The sequence below is a fragment of the Hymenobacter psychrotolerans DSM 18569 genome, from assembly GCF_900142395.1.
GTDB lineage: Bacteria > Bacteroidota > Bacteroidia > Cytophagales > Hymenobacteraceae > Hymenobacter > Hymenobacter psychrotolerans.
Genome location: NZ_FRAS01000008.1, coordinates 45,293 through 63,302 on the forward strand (window position 1 = coordinate 45,293; position 18,010 = coordinate 63,302).

At 60.0% G+C, this 18,010-nt stretch carries 16 protein-coding genes and 1 tRNA gene; 7 read left to right on the plus strand and 10 right to left on the minus strand.

Translation table 11 applies throughout. The features are described 5' to 3' along the window. Positions 1–55 precede the first annotated feature (55 nt). From BUE15_RS09150 to cphA, 3 genes are all read left to right on the plus strand, one after another. A tRNA-Cys gene (locus BUE15_RS09150) sits at positions 56–126 on the plus strand. Between the two features lie 188 nt (positions 127–314). Next, positions 315–1,130 carry a phosphatase PAP2 family protein gene (locus tag BUE15_RS09155; protein ID WP_084548936.1) on the plus strand — a complete coding sequence of 272 codons (816 nt, stop codon included), beginning with the start codon at positions 315–317 and terminating at the stop codon, positions 1,128–1,130. A gap of 318 nt (positions 1,131–1,448) precedes the next feature. Further along, positions 1,449–4,076 carry a cyanophycin synthetase gene (gene cphA, locus BUE15_RS09160; RefSeq protein WP_073283554.1) on the plus strand — a complete coding sequence of 876 codons (2,628 nt, stop codon included), beginning with the start codon at positions 1,449–1,451 and terminating at the stop codon, positions 4,074–4,076. A gap of 84 nt (positions 4,077–4,160) precedes the next feature. On the opposite strand, the gene BUE15_RS09165 is transcribed toward cphA, so the two are convergent. After that, positions 4,161–5,108 (minus strand): hypothetical protein, encoded by a 948-nt coding sequence (locus BUE15_RS09165; RefSeq protein ID WP_073283557.1) that lies wholly within the window; start codon positions 5,106–5,108, stop codon positions 4,161–4,163. A 129-nt stretch (positions 5,109–5,237) separates the two neighbouring features. Here BUE15_RS09165 and BUE15_RS09170 point away from each other — a divergent pair, with 129 nt between their 5' ends. After that, complete coding sequence (locus tag BUE15_RS09170) at positions 5,238–5,846, plus strand: methyltransferase domain-containing protein (RefSeq protein ID WP_073283785.1); 609 nt, start codon at positions 5,238–5,240, stop codon at positions 5,844–5,846. 113 nt (positions 5,847–5,959) lie between these two features. After that, positions 5,960–6,784, plus strand: a complete 825-nt coding sequence (gene kdsA, locus BUE15_RS09175) for a 3-deoxy-8-phosphooctulonate synthase (RefSeq protein ID WP_073283561.1) — start codon at positions 5,960–5,962, stop codon at positions 6,782–6,784. Positions 6,785–7,235: 451 nt separating this feature from the next. On the opposite strand, the gene BUE15_RS09180 is transcribed toward kdsA, so the two are convergent. Together BUE15_RS09180 and apaG are read right to left on the minus strand one after the other, a co-directional pair. Next, a complete protein-coding gene (locus tag BUE15_RS09180; RefSeq protein WP_073283564.1) occupies positions 7,236–8,066 on the minus strand; it encodes an O-methyltransferase in 831 nt (276 codons plus the stop codon). 97 nt (positions 8,067–8,163) lie between these two features. Further along, on the minus strand, positions 8,164–8,550 hold the full coding sequence (apaG, locus tag BUE15_RS09185; RefSeq protein WP_073283566.1) for a Co2+/Mg2+ efflux protein ApaG: 387 nt from the start codon (positions 8,548–8,550) through the stop codon (positions 8,164–8,166). Between the two features lie 110 nt (positions 8,551–8,660). On the opposite strand from apaG, the gene BUE15_RS09190 reads away from it, so the two are divergent. Then, on the plus strand, positions 8,661–9,326 hold the full coding sequence (locus tag BUE15_RS09190; protein ID WP_073283569.1) for a uracil-DNA glycosylase: 666 nt from the start codon (positions 8,661–8,663) through the stop codon (positions 9,324–9,326). A gap of 115 nt (positions 9,327–9,441) precedes the next feature. Here BUE15_RS09190 and lepB read toward each other — a convergent pair whose 3' ends face one another. The 6 genes from lepB to BUE15_RS09220 all read right to left on the minus strand — a co-directional run bounded on the left by lepB (position 9,442) and on the right by BUE15_RS09220 (position 15,048). After that, positions 9,442–10,623: a signal peptidase I gene (gene lepB / locus BUE15_RS09195; protein WP_084548937.1), complete on the minus strand. Its 1,182-nt coding sequence runs from the start codon at positions 10,621–10,623 to the stop codon at positions 9,442–9,444. Positions 10,624–10,748: 125 nt separating this feature from the next. Then, positions 10,749–11,468 carry a 4-hydroxy-tetrahydrodipicolinate reductase gene (gene dapB, locus BUE15_RS09200; RefSeq protein ID WP_073283572.1) on the minus strand — a complete coding sequence of 240 codons (720 nt, stop codon included), beginning with the start codon at positions 11,466–11,468 and terminating at the stop codon, positions 10,749–10,751. A 73-nt stretch (positions 11,469–11,541) separates the two neighbouring features. Then, the gene (locus tag BUE15_RS09205) at positions 11,542–12,198 is read right to left on the minus strand and encodes a DUF5683 domain-containing protein (RefSeq protein ID WP_139252194.1); all 657 of its coding nucleotides are present in this window, start codon (positions 12,196–12,198) and stop codon (positions 11,542–11,544) included. A 9-nt stretch (positions 12,199–12,207) separates the two neighbouring features. Then, a complete protein-coding gene (locus BUE15_RS09210; protein ID WP_084548938.1) occupies positions 12,208–13,173 on the minus strand; it encodes a ParB/RepB/Spo0J family partition protein in 966 nt (321 codons plus the stop codon). A 279-nt stretch (positions 13,174–13,452) separates the two neighbouring features. Then, entirely contained in the window at positions 13,453–14,262 is an 810-nt protein-coding gene (locus tag BUE15_RS09215) for a ParA family protein (RefSeq protein WP_073283577.1), read from the minus strand. A 105-nt stretch (positions 14,263–14,367) separates the two neighbouring features. Further along, on the minus strand, positions 14,368–15,048 hold the full coding sequence (locus BUE15_RS09220) for a metal-dependent hydrolase (protein ID WP_073283580.1): 681 nt from the start codon (positions 15,046–15,048) through the stop codon (positions 14,368–14,370). An 86-nt stretch (positions 15,049–15,134) separates the two neighbouring features. Here BUE15_RS09220 and BUE15_RS09225 point away from each other — a divergent pair, with 86 nt between their 5' ends. Further along, entirely contained in the window at positions 15,135–16,808 is a 1,674-nt protein-coding gene (locus BUE15_RS09225; protein WP_073283582.1) for an ABC transporter substrate-binding protein, read from the plus strand. A gap of 98 nt (positions 16,809–16,906) precedes the next feature. On the opposite strand, the gene BUE15_RS09230 is transcribed toward BUE15_RS09225, so the two are convergent. Beyond that, positions 16,907–17,992 (minus strand): DUF6438 domain-containing protein, encoded by a 1,086-nt coding sequence (locus BUE15_RS09230; RefSeq protein ID WP_139252195.1) that lies wholly within the window; start codon positions 17,990–17,992, stop codon positions 16,907–16,909. Positions 17,993–18,010 lie beyond the last annotated feature (18 nt).

Consider the following 18,010-nt stretch of genomic DNA (forward strand, 5'->3'; position numbering starts at 1 on the left):
CTCCGCCATTGGCAGAAGTCAGATTAAGCTGTATGTTTGCATCCTCAAAACCACTGGTGACGTGACCGAGTGGCTAGGTAGAGGTCTGCAAAACCTCCTACAGCGGTTCGAATCCGCTCGTCACCTCTTCTGCCTGAAGGCCCGCCATAAGCTCTGTGCTTGCGGCGGGCCTTTTGCTTTGCGTAAATCCTCACCGAAAAAAGGAGCTGCCGCTTAGATATTCCGCTCGGATTCTGCGTACACGCCTTCCCGGGCTGAGTGGCCGGGCATCCGAAGGGGTGCATTCTACAGACTTATTTCAGGAACCACGGCTGATGAAAGTAACGCTATACGGATGGGTACTTGCCATGACTATGGCCGTGGCGCCACTTACCCAAGGCTACGCCCAGGACACGCCGGCACCGGCCGACACAACGCATAAGTTTGAGAATCCAGCGGGCGTACCGGCACCGCAAAAGCAGCCCTGGTACAAAAGCAAGGTGGTGAAAGCCACCATCGTGCCGGCCGTGCTGATCGGCTACGGGGCGTATACTTTCAATGGCGGCGGCTTCTACACCAATCAGGAGGCCAACCGCGACATTCATAAGCTGTTTCCCACGTTTCGTACCCGCGCCGACGATATTCTGCTGATTGCGCCCTACCTGGAGTTGGGCGCGGTGGCGCTGGCCGGCGTGGAAACGCGCAACGACCGGATCAATATTGGCCTGGTAGTGCTGAAGAGCGAAATATTTATGCTCTCGACGGTTTTCGCTATAAAAAACCTCACGCGCGAACCCCGCCCCGACGGCTCCGATAACCTGTCGTTTCCATCGGGGCATACGGCCCAGGCATTTTTGGCGGCCAGCATCGTGCACAACGAGTTTCGCGACAAAAGCCAGTGGTATGGGGTAGGAGCCTATACCATTGCAACCAGTGTGGCCGCCCTGCGCATGATCAACAACAAGCACTGGCAAAGCGACGTGGTAGCGGGAGCCGGCATCGGGATTCTGTCGGCGCACGTGGGCTACCTGACGCACCGCAACCGCTGGGGCCGCAAGCCGCGCCTGCCGGAAGGCATGACGTTCACGCCGACCTGGGTGCCGGGTCCAGGCGGCGGGATGGGCATGGGAATGGTCTGGCAATTGCGCTAAGCGAGCCGCTGAATTCCTGCCGTTAGCTTCCGGCAAACTGGTGCGTAGTAGCCCTGAGTGCCGCTGGCAGAACTGTACCTGCCGGGCCGGAAGAGCCGCGTTTCGGCCACAACAGGAGGATTATGATAGATTTTTTATCGGTTGTGCAGGTAGTACTGCAGTAGGTTGGCAACGGCAAGATGCTGACATTGTGAGGCAAGTGAAAAGCCGCGGCTGTCCGGTGCTGAAAGAAGCCCGCGCTGGCTTTACAGGCTCAAATCCCTACATTTAACTTCAGCGTACAATCCGCTCTACTCAGTCTCCACCCCCTTTCCCTGTATGAAGATTATTGACCTCCGCACGATGCGCGGCCCCAGCTATTGGTCTGTCAAGCACTATAAGCTGATTGTACTGAAAGTAGATATGCAGGATATGGCCGAAGCCTGGTCGAATGCGGTGCCGCTGCTGGCCGAGCAGCTCCCGATACTGCTCCCCGAGCTAGGCCAGCCGGCACCTATGGAATCGGAAAAATCGGTGCTGAAAAACCCGCCCCTCAATCAGGAACAACTAGCCGACGGTGAGCCGCTGGGCCACGTTATTCAGCACGTAGCGCTGGCGTTGCAGCGCATGGCCGGCATGCCCGTGTACTGGGGCAAGTCGTATCCGGCGCATCAGGAAGGCGTGGAGTTTGTGGTGTTCAGCTACCAGGAGGAGCGGGCCGGCCGCATGGCTGCCGAAGCCGCCGTGCAGCTCGTGGACGACCTGTGCCACGGCCGTTCCGTGAACGTGAAGCCGATAATAGACGAGTTGCACCAGATTCGGGAAGACGAGTTTTTCGGTCCCAGCACGTGGAGCATCGTGACGGAGGCGGCTTCCCGCAACATTCCCTACATCCAGCTCAAGAACAGCAGCATCATTCAGCTCGGCTACGGCGTTAACCAGAAGCGCATCTGGGCCACCACCACCAGCTACACCTCGCACGCCGGGGTGGAGGTGGCCGGCAATAAAAACCGCACCAAAGCCATGCTCAAGGATGCCGGCGTGCCGGTGCCCAACGGCACCACCGTCTATTCTGAAGACGGCCTGCGCGACGCCATCGAAGAGCTGGGCTTCCCCATCGTGACCAAGCCGCTCGACGGCAACCACGGCAAAGGCGCTACCATCCGCATCATGAACTGGGAAGACGCCGTGGAAGGCCTGCACGCCGCGCAGAAGTATTCACGCGCGGTTATCGTAGAGCAGTTTATCGAAGGCGACGACTACCGGATGCTGGTGGTAAGCGGCAAGCTGATTGCGGCCGCCAAGCGCACACCGGCCGCCGTTACCGGCAACGGTACGAGCACCATTCAGCAGCTGATTGATAAGGTTAATGAAGACCCGCGCCGCGGTGTGGGCCACGAGAAGGTGCTTACCAGCATCAAAGCCGACCAGCACACGCAGGATTTGCTGCAGAAGCAAGGGCTTACGCTGGAAAGTGTACTGCCGGCCGGGCAGGAGCTGTATCTGAAAAGCACGGCTAATATCAGCACCGGCGGCACCGCCACCGACGTTACGGACCTGGTGCACCCCTACAACGTGCTGATGGCCGAGCGGGTAGCCGGCATCGTGGGCCTCGACATCTGCGGTATCGACCTGCTGACCTCCGACATTGCCATTCCGCTGAACGAAACGCGGGGCGCGGTGATTGAGGTGAATGCTGCCCCCGGCTTCCGGATGCACATTTCGCCCACCGAAGGCCTACCCCGCAACGTGGCGGCTCCGGTAGTAGACATGCTGTTTCCGCGCGGCAGCAATGCCCGGATTCCGATTTTCGCCGTCACGGGTACCAACGGCAAAACCACCACCACCAGTTTGTTGTCGCATATTGTAGCTTCCAAAGGCTACAAAGTAGGCCACACAACTACCAGCGGCATCTACATCCAGGGTGTGCAGCTCCAAAGCGGCGACTGTACCGGCGGACAGAGCGCGGAGTTTGTGCTGAAAGACCCCACGGTGAATTTCGCGGTGCTGGAAACGGCCCGCGGTGGTATGCTGCGCTCCGGCCTGGGTTTCCATACCTGCGACGTGGCTATCGTGACCAACGTAGCCGCCGACCACCTGGGCATGCGCGACATCTATACTGTGGAGGAAATGGCCGCCGTGAAGGGTGTACTGCCCCGCACGGTGCGCAAAAACGGCTGGGCCGTGCTCAACGCCGACGATGACCTGGTGTATGCCATGCGCGAAAAGCTGGATTGCCGGGTAGCCCTCTTCAGCATGGACGAGCACAGTCCCCGCATCCGGGAGCACGCCGAAAACGGCGGGCTGGCAGCCGTGTACGAGGAAGGCTACATCTCCATCTACAAAAACAGCTACAAGCTGCGCATCGACCGGGCCGCCGAATTCCCGATTACGTTTGGGGGCCGCGCTACCTTCAACATCGAAAACTCGCTGGCGGCCGCGCTGGCCTGCTACTGCTACGGTTTCGACAAAGACGACATCAAGCAGGCGCTCCGCACGTTCGTGCCTTCGGCGGCCAAAACGCCAGGCCGCATGAACGTCTACAAGTTTCCGCAGTTCGAGGTGATTGTGGACTACGCCCACAACACGCACGGCATCGAGAAATTCGCCGAGTTCCTGAACGCCACCGAAGCCACGCGCAAAGTCGGCGTAGTCTCGGGTCTCGGCGACCGGCGCGACGAAGACACGCTTAGCTTCGCCCGCATTGCCGGCCGGATTTTCGATGAGGTCGTCTTGCGTCAGGACCGTGACCTGCGCGGCAAAACCAAGGAGCAGCTCAAGGAAATCATGGAGCGTGGCCTGCGGCTCGATGCCCCCGACCTGCCCATCACCTATATCGAGGACGAAATGGACGCCATCAACCATGTGCTGGCCACGGCCCAGCCCGGCTCGGTGGTAGTGCTGTTCGCCGAAAACGTGAAGGCGACCCTCAAAAAGCTGGATGAGTACGAAGCTTCGCTGACCTAGCAGCGCTTATAGCGCACACAAAAAAGCCCCGGCTACTGCAGCCGGGGCTTTTTTGTGTGCGCTATAACGAAGAGCTAAACCGGCTTATTTCAGCGTGAAAGTAGTTTTGCCAATCATCACACCACCTTCGTAGAGCTCGATGGTGTGCAGGCCGGTTTTGTAGGCGGCCCCTTTGGCGTAGAGAAATTGCACGGGCTGGCGCGTGTTGTCATACACGATGTCCTGCTTGGCCGTGTAGAAAGCCTCCGAGCCGTCAATCATGAACGTGCCGCCGCCGGTGCTCAGGTTGTAGAGCGCCGCCCCGTCGGGCTCAATCAGGCGCAGCATAATCTGCTTGGTTTCCTTCGGCGACACGTCGTTGCGGGCCAGGTTGAAGGTGATTTTGATCTTCTCGACCCGCTTGGCTTTAAACTCGTTGTCGTCGTCGTCTTTCTCTTTGTTGCGCGAGTTCACAACGCCCACCCGAATGTTTTCGGCCTGCAGGCGTGAGGCCACGGCCACCTTCTCGCTTAGCTCCTGGTTGGAGCGGGCAATGGTCGTGATGGTGTCAGAAAGGCGGTTCTGGCGCTCCTTAAGCGTAGTGGTTTCGGTGTAGAGCGCCTCGTTGTCGGCCTTTAGCTGCGCAATTTCGTCGTCTTTCTTGCGCAGCTGAGCCTCGAAGTTCTGAGCGCGCTGCTTGAAGCGCTGCTGCTCTTTGATGGAGAAGCTGCCCGCCTTGAAGGAGCGCAGCTTCAGCAGGTCGGCATTGATGGAGGCAATCTTGGCTTCGAGCGAATCGTTGGACAGACCCATGGCCTGCACTTCCTGGCTCTGGCGCTCAAAATCAGCCTTAAGCTTCTCGTATTCGGTGATTTGGGTTTTCAGCAGGTCATCCTTTTCCTGTACCTGCGTGGTGAGCTGCTGGTTTTCGGCATTCTTCTGCCGGTTCATCCAGTACAATACGCCATTGATACCGAGCAACACCAGAAAAAGGGCGACAATGAGCAGAATACGGCTGTTGTTCCGGGGTTCTGGGCTAGGATTTTGTTCCATTACGAGCGGGGTTAAATGAAGACCGGCGAGCCGGTGCGTGCGTTACCTTTACACACAAACAAACGAAAATTTAAAACAAAACTGGTTTTGGCGAACCGCTGACGACCACAGGAAATGTACGAGAAGCGCATGAAACCCGATACTGTATTCGACGAAACTTACTGGAGCAGCCGCTACAACACGGGCCGCACCGGCTGGGATACCGGCTCCATAACGCCCCCTCTGCGCAATTATTTCGACCAGATGGGCGCGGCTGATGCCCGGCGCATCCTGATTCCCGGAGCCGGCCGGGCCTACGAGGCGGAATATCTGCACGAATTGGGTTTTTCTCAGGTCCATGTGGCCGACCTCGCGCCCGAGGCCCTGGCGGCGCTGCAGCAGCGGGTGCCCGGGTTTCCGGCCGCGCACCTGTTGCTGCAGGATTTCTTTGCGCTGCCTGCCCAGCCGCCGTACGACCTGCTGGTGGAGCAGACCTTTTTCTGCGCCCTCGACCCGACCCTGCGCTCCGCCTACGCCCAGCAGTGTGCCAACCTGCTGCGCCCGGGCGGCAAATTGGTCGGGTTGCTCTTCGAAACTGACTTTGGCCCGTCGTCGGAGCCTCCTTTCGGCGGTACCCGCGAAGAATACCGCGCCTATTTCGAGCCCTACTTCGACTTTGTGCATTTCGACACGGCCTATAATTCCCTCAAGCCGCGGCAGGGCAAGGAGCTGTTCATGTGCCTGCGCCGCAAAGCCTAAGCCCGCCGCAGTGGCAGAAGCGGGCTTACGGGTTGGTATCCGTTACCTTTGCTGCCATCCATCAGCCCAGGCGGCCCGGTGTCAGCTACTGCTGCCTGCTCTATCTTCATCGTATGCTCGAACTCCTCGCCAACACCCTGCCGCACTTTCGCAATACCAATTCCGGTCAGTTTTTCCTGATGGCCGGCCCCTGCGTAATCGAGGGCGAAGACATGGCACTGCGCATCGCCGAAAAGGTGCGCCACATGACCGATAAGCTTCAGATTCCCTACATTTTCAAGGGCTCCTACCGCAAAGCCAACCGCAGCCGCCTTGATTCCTTCACCGGCATCGGCGACGAAAAGGCGCTCCGCATTCTGCAGAAAGTCGGCCGCGAAATCGGGGTGCCCACCGTCACCGACATCCACGAGTCGGATGAGGCGGCGCTGGCAGCCGAGTACGTAGATGTGCTGCAGATTCCGGCTTTCCTGTGCCGCCAGACCGATTTGCTGATTGCGGCGGCCAAAACCGGCAAGGTGGTGAACGTCAAGAAAGGACAGTTCCTCAACGGCGAGGCCATGCAGTTTGCCGTGGACAAAGTGCGCCAGTCCGGCAACAACAACGTGATTCTCACGGACCGCGGCAACTCCTTCGGCTATTCTGATTTGGTGGTTGACTTCCGCAATCTGCCCGCTATGCGCGAGTTCGGCGTGCCCGTAGTGATGGACGTGACTCACTCGCTGCAGCGCCCAAACCAGAGCAGCGGCGTCACGGGCGGCCAGCCGGCCCTCATCGAAACCATTGCCAAGGCCGCCATTGCCGTAGGGGCCGACGGCCTGTTTATCGAAACGCACCCAACGCCCGCCACGGCCAAGTCAGACGGCGCCAACATGCTCTCCCTCGACAAGCTGGAAGACCTGCTCATAAAGCTCACGCGGGTACGGGAAGCTGTGCGCTAAGCTCGGCGGCACGGTTGCAAATGGTTGCAATTCGTTCCAAAACAAAGTCTATATTTGTTACGTTGGAAACGAAAGTAGCAGAGAGCAACTGCCCCCTGCTACCATTTCCGCTACGGACCGAACAGGAGGAAAAGTCCTCCCACACCGCCCAAAGCAGCTACCACCTTTACAGCAAAGGCAGTAGTCACTTGGATCGAGCATTCAAAGTGAAGCCCGTCCAAATCAGCACGTCTCGTACCCATGACCAAATGGATTTGAGGGTGGCCAAAACACCCTTCTTATCCTGAAGCCCGTGTTCCCGCACGGGCTTCGCTGTTTTCAGGCAGCCGTGTTGGCGGGGTGACAACCGTACGTATTGCCAAATATACTAGCAATGCAGGGTATAGAGTTGTCGGTTACGTTGATTTTACTAAAAAAAATAGTAAAAGGGCTTGTGCTTGTCAATTGCGCTTCAGGCAGATAAGCGGCGGGTGCGTTCCAGTATCTTGTCCAACGCATTGTTGAAGCGCAGTCGGAAATGCTGCTTGGGCTGATTGCGGCGGAAAAACACAAGGCCCACAAAAAACAAATCTACCGTCAGGCGCACGTCGGGGTGCTGCCGGATAACCTCCCAGGCCCGCTCCATGTCCCGCGACCAGTGAATGTCGTCCAGCACGAACACGCTGCGCTCAGTGCGGTGCGCCAGGCACAGTTCGAAGTAGTGCAGCGTGGGCTCGTAGCGGTGGTTGCCATCAAAAAAGGCAAAGTCGAGGGGCGCGCCCAGTGAGGCCAGGGCAGGAGCGAGGGTTTCATCAAGGTTGCCCTCAATTACCTCTACATTCTGCAGGTTCAGCTCGGCGAAAGTCTGGCGGGCCACGGCTGCCGTGGCCGGGCAGCCTTCAAAGGTAAGTATGCGGCTGCGCGAGTCGGCAGAAGCCAGGTAGGACGTGGTGAGGCCCAGGGACGTACCCAGCTCAAGCACGGTGCGCGGCCGGAAATGATTGACGAGCCGGAACAGCAGCTGCGCCAGCTTCGGCGGTTTGGCGGCCGTACGGGCTATGTCCTGGATGCGCCGCTGCCGGCCCGCGCCGGTGTGAGAGCCGGCCCCGAAGTCGCGTACCTGAATGGTCCGGGGGCTATGCAGAAGCTGCCGCCGACGCTGCTCAATCTGCGGGAAAGTCGCAAACTGTCCGTCGTGGTTGATGACGTGCGCATACAGGCCAAAAACAAAAGGAGAATGCAGGCCATGTGCATTCCCCGAGCGAAGCAGAAACCGAACGTAGCTGAGGGCCTGAAAAAGCAAGGGAACAGAATTAGGTAGCCACAAAGAACGTCATCCTGCGGATTCTACACACGGTGCAGCATCCGCAGGATGACGGTGGGTTGAAAGTGGCAGGAAGCTAGTTGAGGCGGTAAGGAACTACCAGCGTGAATTCGGGAATTTCTACGGCAAACGTAGTACCGTCGGCAATGCGCTCCATTTCGTAGGTGCCGCGCATTTTGCCCAGGCCCGACTTCAGGTTGCAGCCCGACACGTACTGGTGCGCCTCGCCGGGCTCCAGCACGGGTTGCTGGCCTACCACACCTTCGCCTTCTACTTCGCGCACCACGCCGTTGGCATCATAGATATACCAATGGCGGCGGAGCAGCTTCACGGTGTACTCGCCGTTGTTGCGGATATCAATTTTGTAGGCAAAAACGTAATGCTCCTGGCCGGGGCTGGAGTAGTCGGGCAGATAATTCGTGGTGACGCTCACGGTGACGCCCTGCGTAGTGGTCGTATTCATGGCTGCTATGCGGTGTGGGTGGGACTAACAGACGAGGGCAGAAATTGGTTTATTTACGCAAACGGCGCCCGTTATGGCCTGCCAGATCCGCAAAATAATTTTCCCGCAGGATGAATGTAAAGATAGAAGAAAGCTGGCGCAAGGTTTTGCAGTCCGAATTTGAGCAGCCCTATTTCCAGCACCTTATTGCCTTCGTGAAAGGCGAATACGCTACTACTACCGTCTACCCGCCCGGCCCGAGCATCTTTCATGCTTTCGAAGCCTGCCCGTTTGATGAGGTGAAAGTGGTGATTCTGGGGCAGGACCCGTACCACGGCAAAGGGCAGGCGCACGGCCTGAGCTTTTCGGTGGCGGAAGGTATCCGTACGCCACCTTCCCTGCAAAATATTTTCAAGGAGCTGCAGGCCGATATTCCCGAAACTCCGCCCGCGCCCAACGGCAACCTCGACCGGTGGGCCCGGCAGGGCGTTTTGCTGCTGAATGCCACCCTCACGGTGCGCGCCGGCGAGCCGGCCAGCCACCAGAAAAAAGGCTGGGAACAGTTTACCGATGCCGTTATCAGGAAGATATCCGAGGAGAAACAGCACGTCGTGTTCATCCTCTGGGGAGCCTATGCCCAGAAGAAATCCGAGCTGATTGACGCCAAAAAGCACCTCATCCTCAAGGCGGCTCATCCTTCGCCCTACGCCGCCGACCGGGGCTTTTTTGGCTCCCGCCCCTTCAGCAAAACCAACGCCTACCTTCAGCAGAAAGGCCTGGAGCCGATACAGTGGTAGGCTTTTATGGACGGTGCTAGTGCTGCTTAGCCAAACCAGCTGAAAAGAAAAGGCTTGCCAAGTGGCAAGCCTTTTCTTTTCAGCTGGTTTCACGCTGGCTACTGAAGGTGTGACGTTAGTCGATAGTATTGAAGATGCGGTTCCAGCGGATTTTGTTGAACGCTTCTGCGTACGGATCCACGGACATCCAGATCAGCACGGCTTTGCCCACAATGTGGTCTTTGGGCACAAAGCCCCAGTAGCGCGAGTCGAGCGAATCGTGGCGGTTGTCGCCCATCATGAAGTAGTAATCCTGCTTGAAGGTGTAGCTTTTCAGCGGCTGGCCGTTTTGCAGCAGTACGCCGTTCTGTATCGTCACGCCCTCATTATGCTCGTAGCGCATGATGATTTTCTGGTAGATGGGCGTATTCTGGGGCGTGAGCTCCACGGTCTGGCCCTTTTTGGGCAGTTGCAGCGGGCCGAAGTTGTCCTTGTTCCAGTTGTTGACAGGAGCCGGCGTGCTATGCGGATAATCCGGGTTGTTCGGGAATACGTCCGGCTCCGCCTGGCCGGGGGCCGCCTTGTCCTGCAGCACGGCCTTCACGTAGGGCTGCTTGCGGAAGAAATTGGCAGTAGCCTCCGTCGCATCAATCATGAAGGTCGGGTCCTGGGTGCCGAAAAGCGGCTCCGGCTTGCCATCAGGCCGGTTGAAGTTCGTAACGTGCTGCTCCTGGAAAGCCTTATACAGGTCGTCGTTGGGCTGGGGCACCTGCAGGAAGTAGCGGTTCTGGCTTTGCGCCGGCTGCGTCATCGGCTTGCCGTTGATGTAGACCTGCGTATCCTTGATTTCCAGCACGTCGCCGGCTACGGCCACGCACCGCTTAATGTAGTTGGTGCGCAGGTCGGCGGGGTGCTGGCTTTCGAACGGCACGTTGAAGACCACCACATCACCGCGCTTCACTTCCGAGAAGCCCGGCAGGCGGTAGCTCGGCAGCTGAATCAGGTCGGAGTAGCTTTTGAGGTCAAAGCCCCAGAGGGTCTGGTGCGTGAGCGGCACCTGCAGCGGCGTTTGGGGTGTGCGCGGGCCGTAGTGTAGCTTGCTCACAAACAGGTAGTCGCCCACCAGCAGCGAGTCCTCCATGGAAGGAGTCGGGATGGTGTAGGCCTCGAAAGTGGCCCAGCGGATGAGCGTGGCAGCCACCACGGCAAACAGAATAGCGTCGCCCCACTCCCGAAAGAAGCCTTTCTTCTTTTCGAGGGGCTTGTTGGAAGCGGAAGCCGCTTTCATGCGTTCTTCCCAGGACTGTTGTACGGCCATAGTGGTGGGGGCAAAAAATGTAGCAGAAGCTTCCGCTCGTGCCGGAGTGTAAATATAACGGCTTATGGGAGCCGCGCGGCCTTCATCAAGTTGCGCGGCCCAAGTCGGCCGCGCGGCTGCCTGCCTTACAGCCCCAGCAGGTCCTTCATCCCGAACACGCCCTGGTGGCCGGGCAGCCACTCGGCGGCCAGCAGCGCGCCATCCACAAATCCGTCGCGGGTGTGCGCCTCGTGCTTGAGCTCCAGCGAGTCGGCCTCCGACGAATACGTGACGATGTGCGTGCCCACCACGGCGCCGGTCCGCTCGCTCAGCACAGCCAGCTCGTTGGGCTGCTGGGCGGCTTCGTTGCGCCAGATGGTTTTGGAGGGGAAGTGGCGCAGAATGGCTTCGGCCGCCGTGAGGGCAGTGCCGCTGGGCTGGTCTACTTTCTGCGTATGATGGATTTCGCGCACCTGCACATCGTAGCCGCCAAACTGATGCATTTTGGTGGCAATGTACTCGTTGAAGTGAAAGAACAGGTTCACGCCCACGCTGTAGTTGGAGGCGTAGAACAGCGAGCCATCGGTCTGCTGGCACAGGGCCGCAGCTTCCTGAAAGTGGTGCAGCCAGCCGGTAGAGCCACACACCACCGGCAGGCCCTGGCGCAGGCAGGCCTGCACGTTGGCAAACGCCACGTCGGGGTGCGTAAATTCGATGGCGCAGTCTACGGTGCTGGGGTCGAAATCGGCAATAGATATTTCCGGACGGGCGGGGTCGATGATGCCGGCAATCTGGTGGCCACGGGCCACGGCGCGGGCCTCAATGGCACGGCCCATTTTGCCGTAGCCAATCAGCAAAAGCTTCATAGGAGTAGTGAAAAAATTGAGCAGACAAGGCTAAATCCAGGGTCTTTTCCGACCATGAACCGGAGCCCGTAGCTTATTTCAGAGTAAGAGTCAGGCCGACGCCGGGAGTAGCAGCGGCAGTGGGCATGCGAAGCAGCGTGGGCTCCCAGCGCAGGCTCAGGTCGTCGCTGATGTCGAAGTCGCGCAGGTGAGCGTCTACCACGGCATCCAGAATCTGCATGGTATAAGCCAGCGCCGTCCAGGCCACAAACGAGTCGCGCTGCCGGCGGTAGACGATGACGCCGCGCTTCACATAGTCGTTGGTGCGGCCCTGGGTGGTTTCCTTTTCCGTGTTGGTATTAGGGTCGCCGTCGGTGCGGGCGTTGTAAACATCCGCAAAGTCGCGGTAAAGCTTCTGGTAGTGTAGCTCGCCGTAGAGCGTGCCTCCCACGGCGCCATACACCAGCGGAAGCTTCCACCAGCGGCGGTTGTAGATCTGGCCCGCGCTAGGTAGCAGCGCCGCCAGCAGGCCCGCCTTAGAAGGCTTGGTCATCTTCAGCCCAAACAGCCGCGCCGTGCGCCGCACCGAGTCGGGCACCACCGTGGTGCTTACGCGCGCCGAGTCGGGGCCCGCCGTGACGGTGGTGGGCGACACTCCGGTATCCGTGGTTTGGGCCCGCGCCTGCTGAGCCAGAGGCAGCGCCAGCAGCGTTGCTGCCGCTAATGTCGAAAGCCTGGAGCACCGATTCATTGGGAGGTATTACGCCGGATGCAGGATGTGCAGGATACGCTGCATGTCCTCCACCGAGTCGAAGGCAATCTTGATTTCGCCCCGGCCCTGCGGCCCTGGCTTCACCATCACGCGGCTGCCGAAACGCTCGGTCAGGTGGCGCTCGGTGCGGCGCAGTTCCGCTACCGGAATAGCCACCGTATTTTCCTGCACAGACTTGGCTTCCGGCGAGTCGGGCTTGGCTACCGGGTTCAGACCGGCCCGCACCAGCTGCTCCACGCGCCGCACCGACAGCTCCTCGGCCACAATCCGATGGAACAGAGCCAACTGCTGCTCGGCATTCTCGATGCTGATCAGGGCGCGGGCATGGCCCATGCTGATGGCCGTATCGCGCAGGCCAATCTGAATATCGGGCGGCAGCTTGAGCAGGCGCAGGTAGTTGGTGACGGTCGAGCGGTTTTTGCCCACCCGGTCGCCCAGCTCCTCCTGCTTCAGGTTGCACTCGCTCACGAGGCGCTGGTAGCTCAGCGCTATTTCAATAGCGTTGAGGTTTTCGCGCTGGATGTTCTCGATAAGCGCCATTTCCAGCATCTGCTGGTCGTCGGCTTTCCGGATATACGCCGGAATGGTATCGAGGCCGGCCAGCTTGGAGGCCTGCAGACGCCGCTCGCCCGAAATGAGCTGGTAGGCGTTGGTGCCGGTCTGGCGCACGGTCACGGGCTGAATAATGCCCTGCACCTTGATGCTTTCGGCCAGTTCCTGCAGCGCTTCCTGGTCGAAGTGCGTGCGGGGCTGGTAGGGGTTGGCCTCGATGTTGCCGACCGGAATCAGCCCAACGGAGTTTACCGGGTGCGGCACCAGGCCCAGCCGGTCGCTCTTTTTCTCGTAGCTGCCTTCAATCAGGGCATTGAGGCCGCGGCCCAGACCACCGACTTTGCGCTTTGCCGCTGCGGGAGCCGCAGCCGGAACGGTTTTATCTTCTTGCTTCTCTGACATACCTGCACTCTGCCTGCCGACAACAGCGCCGGAAAGCGGGATTCAAAAATACACAAACGCGGGGGAAGGCCGGGAAATTTTGTTCCACGAGGGATAAATAATCGTGGAACACCGGGCTGCGGTTTCCTACTATTCAGGCAAAAGAGTGTGGCAGTGGGAGATAAGCCGCATGGAGCAGCAGGTTTGCGCACGCTGGCAGGGTCGGAAAAGTCGGATGGCTACAACAAAAAACGGCCACCGGAATCCGGTGGCCGTGCTTTTCAAAGACGTATCGGAGGCTTACGCCGCCGTATCCTCGGTGGCTTCCTGCGTGCCGGCCGGCTCCACGTTCTTCTCCACAATTTCGCGGGCCAGGTTGAGGTAGCTGATGCTGCCTTTGCTTTCGGCATCGTGCAGAATAACCGGAATGCCGAAGCTCGGCGACTCCGACAGCTTCACGTTGCGCGGAATGATGGTATCGAACACGAGCTGCTGGAAGTGCAGCTTCACTTCCTCCACTACTTGGTTGCTCAGGCGCAGGCGCACATCGTACATCGTAAGCAGAATACCTTCGATTTCCAGATTCTCGTTGAGGCGGCTCTGGATGATCTTGATGGTATTCAGGAGCTTACCCAGGCCTTCGAGGGCGAAATACTCGCACTGCACCGGAATAATAACCGAGTGCGCGGCCGTAAGAGCATTGACCGTAATCAAACCCAGCGAAGGCGAGCAGTCGATGATGATGAAGTCGTACTGGTCGGCGAGGGGGCGCAGGGCCTCCTTCATCTTCTCCTCCCGGTTGGGCAGATTGATCATCTCCACCTCGGCGCCCACCAAATCAATGTGGGAAGGCATCAGGTCGAGGTGAGGCAGGATGTTGGTTTGCAGGATGATGTCCTGGGCATTGATGCCGTCCACCATGCACTCGTAGATGCTGTTCTGAATGTCCTTCGGGTCGAAGCCCACGCCGGAAGTGGCGTTGGCCTGCGGGTCGGCATCTACCAGCAGGGTCCGATATTCCAGCGCCGCCAGGGAGGCCGCGAGGTTAATCGAGGAAGTGGTTTTGCCCACGCCGCCCTTCTGGTTGGCTACCGCAATGATTTTTCCCATGAGTTGAATAGGCTGTTAGCTTTTGGCCGTGCGCTGTACTGCATGCAGCGGCCGGCCGAAAATTAAGCTAGCAGCTGTTAGCTACCGGCTCAAAGCTTGATTTGGCTATAAAGTTACCGTTTCCCCGATGGCCAGCAGCACTAGCTCCTTGCCGGCCTGCTGGGCTTTGGCGCGGGCCTCGGCCTGGTCGATGGTGATGGGCGGGAAGGTGTCGTAGTGCATCCCGATGATTTTTGAAGCCCCGGTCCAGTCGGCCGCCGTCAGCGCATCGTCGATGCCCATGGTGTAATGGTCGCCGATGGGCAGGATGGCGAAGTCGAGCCGGTGACGCTCGGCAATCAGCTTCATGTCGTAGGTGAGGGCCGTGTCGCCGGCGAAATAGAAGGTTTTGCCTTCTGCCTCCACTACAAAACCTGCCGCCAGCCCACCGTACGAGCCGTCGGGCATGGAGCTGGAGTGCGCGGCGGCTACCATTTTCACCGTCCCGAAGGGCAGCTTGACGGTGCCGCCCAGGTTCATGCCGTAGGTGGCTTTCAGGCCTTTCGTCCCAAACCAGCCTACTACCTCGGCCATGCCCACGAAGTCGGCGCCAGTGCGCTTGCCGATTTCCTCGGCATCGGCTACGTGGTCGGCGTGGCCGTGGCTGAGCAGGATGAAATCAGCCGGAATATTGTCCACATCTACGTCTTTGGCCAGCGGGTTCGGACGAATGAACGGGTCGAAAAGGACGCTGCTGCCGCCGGTTTCGAGCAGGAAGCAGGAGTGTCCGTAGTAGGTAAGGTGCATAAAGAGAGGAAAGCAGTTGGCCGGCGCATACCACAACGGCCAGACAGGGTACCTTTGTCACAAATATACGTGATTCCGCCTTTCCCATGCTCCCGATTTCGCGCCTGGCCGCTGCTGCTGTGTTCCTGTTGCTTACGGCGCTGGCCGGATGCCAAAGCCCGGCGCCGGCCACCGACGCGCGCCGCGTATTCCGCTACAACCAGCCCGAAAGCCTGACGTCGCTGGACCCGGCTTTTGCCCGCAACCAGGCCAACACCTGGGCCGTCACCCAACTCTACAACGGCCTCGTGGAGCTTGATGACAGCCTCACACCTGGCCCGAGCATTGCGCGGCGCTACGAAATTTCGCCCGACGGCAAAACGTATACGTTCTGGCTGCGACCCGAAGTACGCTTTCACGATGCCGAGGTGTTTGCGGGCGGCAAAGGCCGGCGCGTAACGGCGCAGGATTTCGTGTACAGCTTCAAGCGGCTGCTCGACGGCCCTACGGCCAGTCCCGGCGGCTGGATTTTCCGGGGCAAGGTGCTCTCAACAGTGGGCGGCGAGCCGGCGGATACGTGCTTTGTGGCCGTAAACGACTCGACGCTGCGCATTCATCTGCAGGAGCCGTTTATTCCGTTTCTGGGCATCCTGACGATGCCCTACGCCTACGTGGTGCCGCGCGAGGCGGTGCAGAAGTACGGCAAGGACTTCCGGGAGCATCCGGTGGGTACGGGGCCGTTTGTGTTCCGGGAGTGGGACGAAGGCAATGCCATCATCTACCACCGCAACCCCGGCTACTGGAAAAAGGACGCGCAAGGCCGGCCGCTGCCGTACCTCGACGCGGTGCAGATCAGCTTTATCCAGGACCGCAAAACCGAGTTCCTGACCTTCATGCAGGGCAAGCTTGACTTCCTGAGCGGCATCCGCAGTGGCTCCCGCGACCTTATTCTGTACCCCGATGGGGCCGTGCGGGAAGACTTCCGGGGCAAGTTTCAGCTGCAGAAAGTGCCCTACCTGAACACCGAGTACCTGGGCATGCAGCAGGACCCCGCCAACCTGCGCGGCGACAACGCCGAAACCGGCCGCGCCCTGCGTGACAAGCGCGTGCGGCAGGCGCTGAACTATGCCCTCAACAAGCCGGAGTTTCTGGCTTATTTCCTCAACAACGTGGGTAAGCCCGGCAATTCGGGCTTCGTGCCGGCCTCGCTGCCCTCGTTCAGCCCGACGCTGGTGCCCGGCTATACCTACCAGCCCGAGAAGGCGCGGGCGCTGCTGCGCGCCGCCGGCTACGGGCCCGGCAAGCCGCTGCGCCTGCGCCTGAGCACCGTGGCCGAAACCAAGGAATACTGCGAGTACTACCAGAAAAAGTGGGCCGAAGTGGGCGTGCAGGTGGAAATAGACGTGAACCAGGGCGCGGCGCACGGGGAGCTGATCGACAACGGCCGCGCCGCCTTCTTCACCCGCAGCTGGCTCGGCGACTACCCCGACGCGGAAAACTACCTGGCTCTGTTCTACAGCAAGAATTTCGCGCCCGCCGGCCCCAACAAAACCCACTTCAAAAGCCCGGCTTACGACCGGCTGTATGAGCAGGCCAGGCTGGAGCAGAACACCGAAAAGCGCTACGACCTGTACCGCCAGATGGACCGCATAGTGGTGGAAGAATGCCCCGTGGTGGCCGTGTACTACGACGAAGTGGTGCGCCTCACCCAGAACAACGTGCGCGGCCTCACGCCCAACCCCATGAACCAGCTGGTGCTGGAGCGCGTGCGCAAGGAGTAGCTGCGTACCGGAGTAACTGCGTAAAAAACCACTTCGTCCGCTTGAATGAGCTGCAGGGCTACATCCAGGCGGACGAAGTGGTTTTACGCAGTTACTCTCTACTGGTCGGCTGTGACACCCAGTCCGTCGGTAATCTGCTTCTCGATGTAGCGGAAGAAGCTAGTCAGCTCCGCAGGCTCTCCGGATTCCGCGCTTACTTTCTTGGCCGGGCCACCGGATTGCCGGATGGTAGCGCTGGTTGAAGGCAGGTCGGTGGCGCCATCGGAGTAGCTGCCTTTTAAGTCGGTAAAGTTAATTTCCCGTGCCTGCGCCAGCATCGTATTAACCGCGGCTGCCGAAATTCTGAACTCACGCTTGCCGGCCACCGGCGCGTGGCGCCACCCTTCGTAGCTGACGCGGCCATCGGGGTAGATGGTGGCGGTGTAGTGGGGGCAGGTGCCCAGGCAGGGCGTTTTGGTGAAGATGATGCTGGGCTCTTCCTGGGGCTCCGCAACCGGCACCTCATCGGCGGCCTGCGCAGTAGTAGGCGTGGTGGGGGCAGATGTGGTTTTAGGCGGCTTCACTCCGCCCGTGGTAGCTACCGGCGCTTCTTCCTGCAGAGTCAGCTGCCCGGCCAGAGCTTTGCCCGGCTTGGTCGTTGGGGCAGCGGGCTGCTCCGTGAGCACCGTGGTCAGGGTACCGCCGGCAGTTGCCACGGGCGGGGTAGTTGCAGGCGGGTTCGTTACTACAGGGGTGGGTGTGCTGACGGTGGGCTGCCCGGCGCCGGGAGTGGCCGGGGTAGGGCGCGTGGGTTTGGTAGGAGCCACGGGTGGGTTCGTAACAGGCGGGCTGGTTACGGGTGGGCGCACCGCCGGATTTGGGCGCACCGGACCGGTGGCAACTGGTGGCGTAGTCCGGACGGGCGGCGTGGTCCGGACGGGCGGAGCCGTGGGGCCGGGCGCGGGAGTAGGGCGCACGGGCGCGGGCGGCGTACTGGTTACCGGGGGCGTTTCCCAGCGGCCGTTCCCCTGCTGGGCAGGCTGGTATGCCTGCGGCTGATAACGCTGCGGCCGGGAACGAGGCGGACGGGGAGCAGGAGTAGTAGCCGCAGCATCAGTACCGGCCGGCACGTAGTAGTTGACGGTGCAGGCGGGCAGCGTGCCGACACCAAGAGCCAACAGAAACAGGGGTAAAAAAGGGCGCATAGCGGAAAGGAAGAAGGA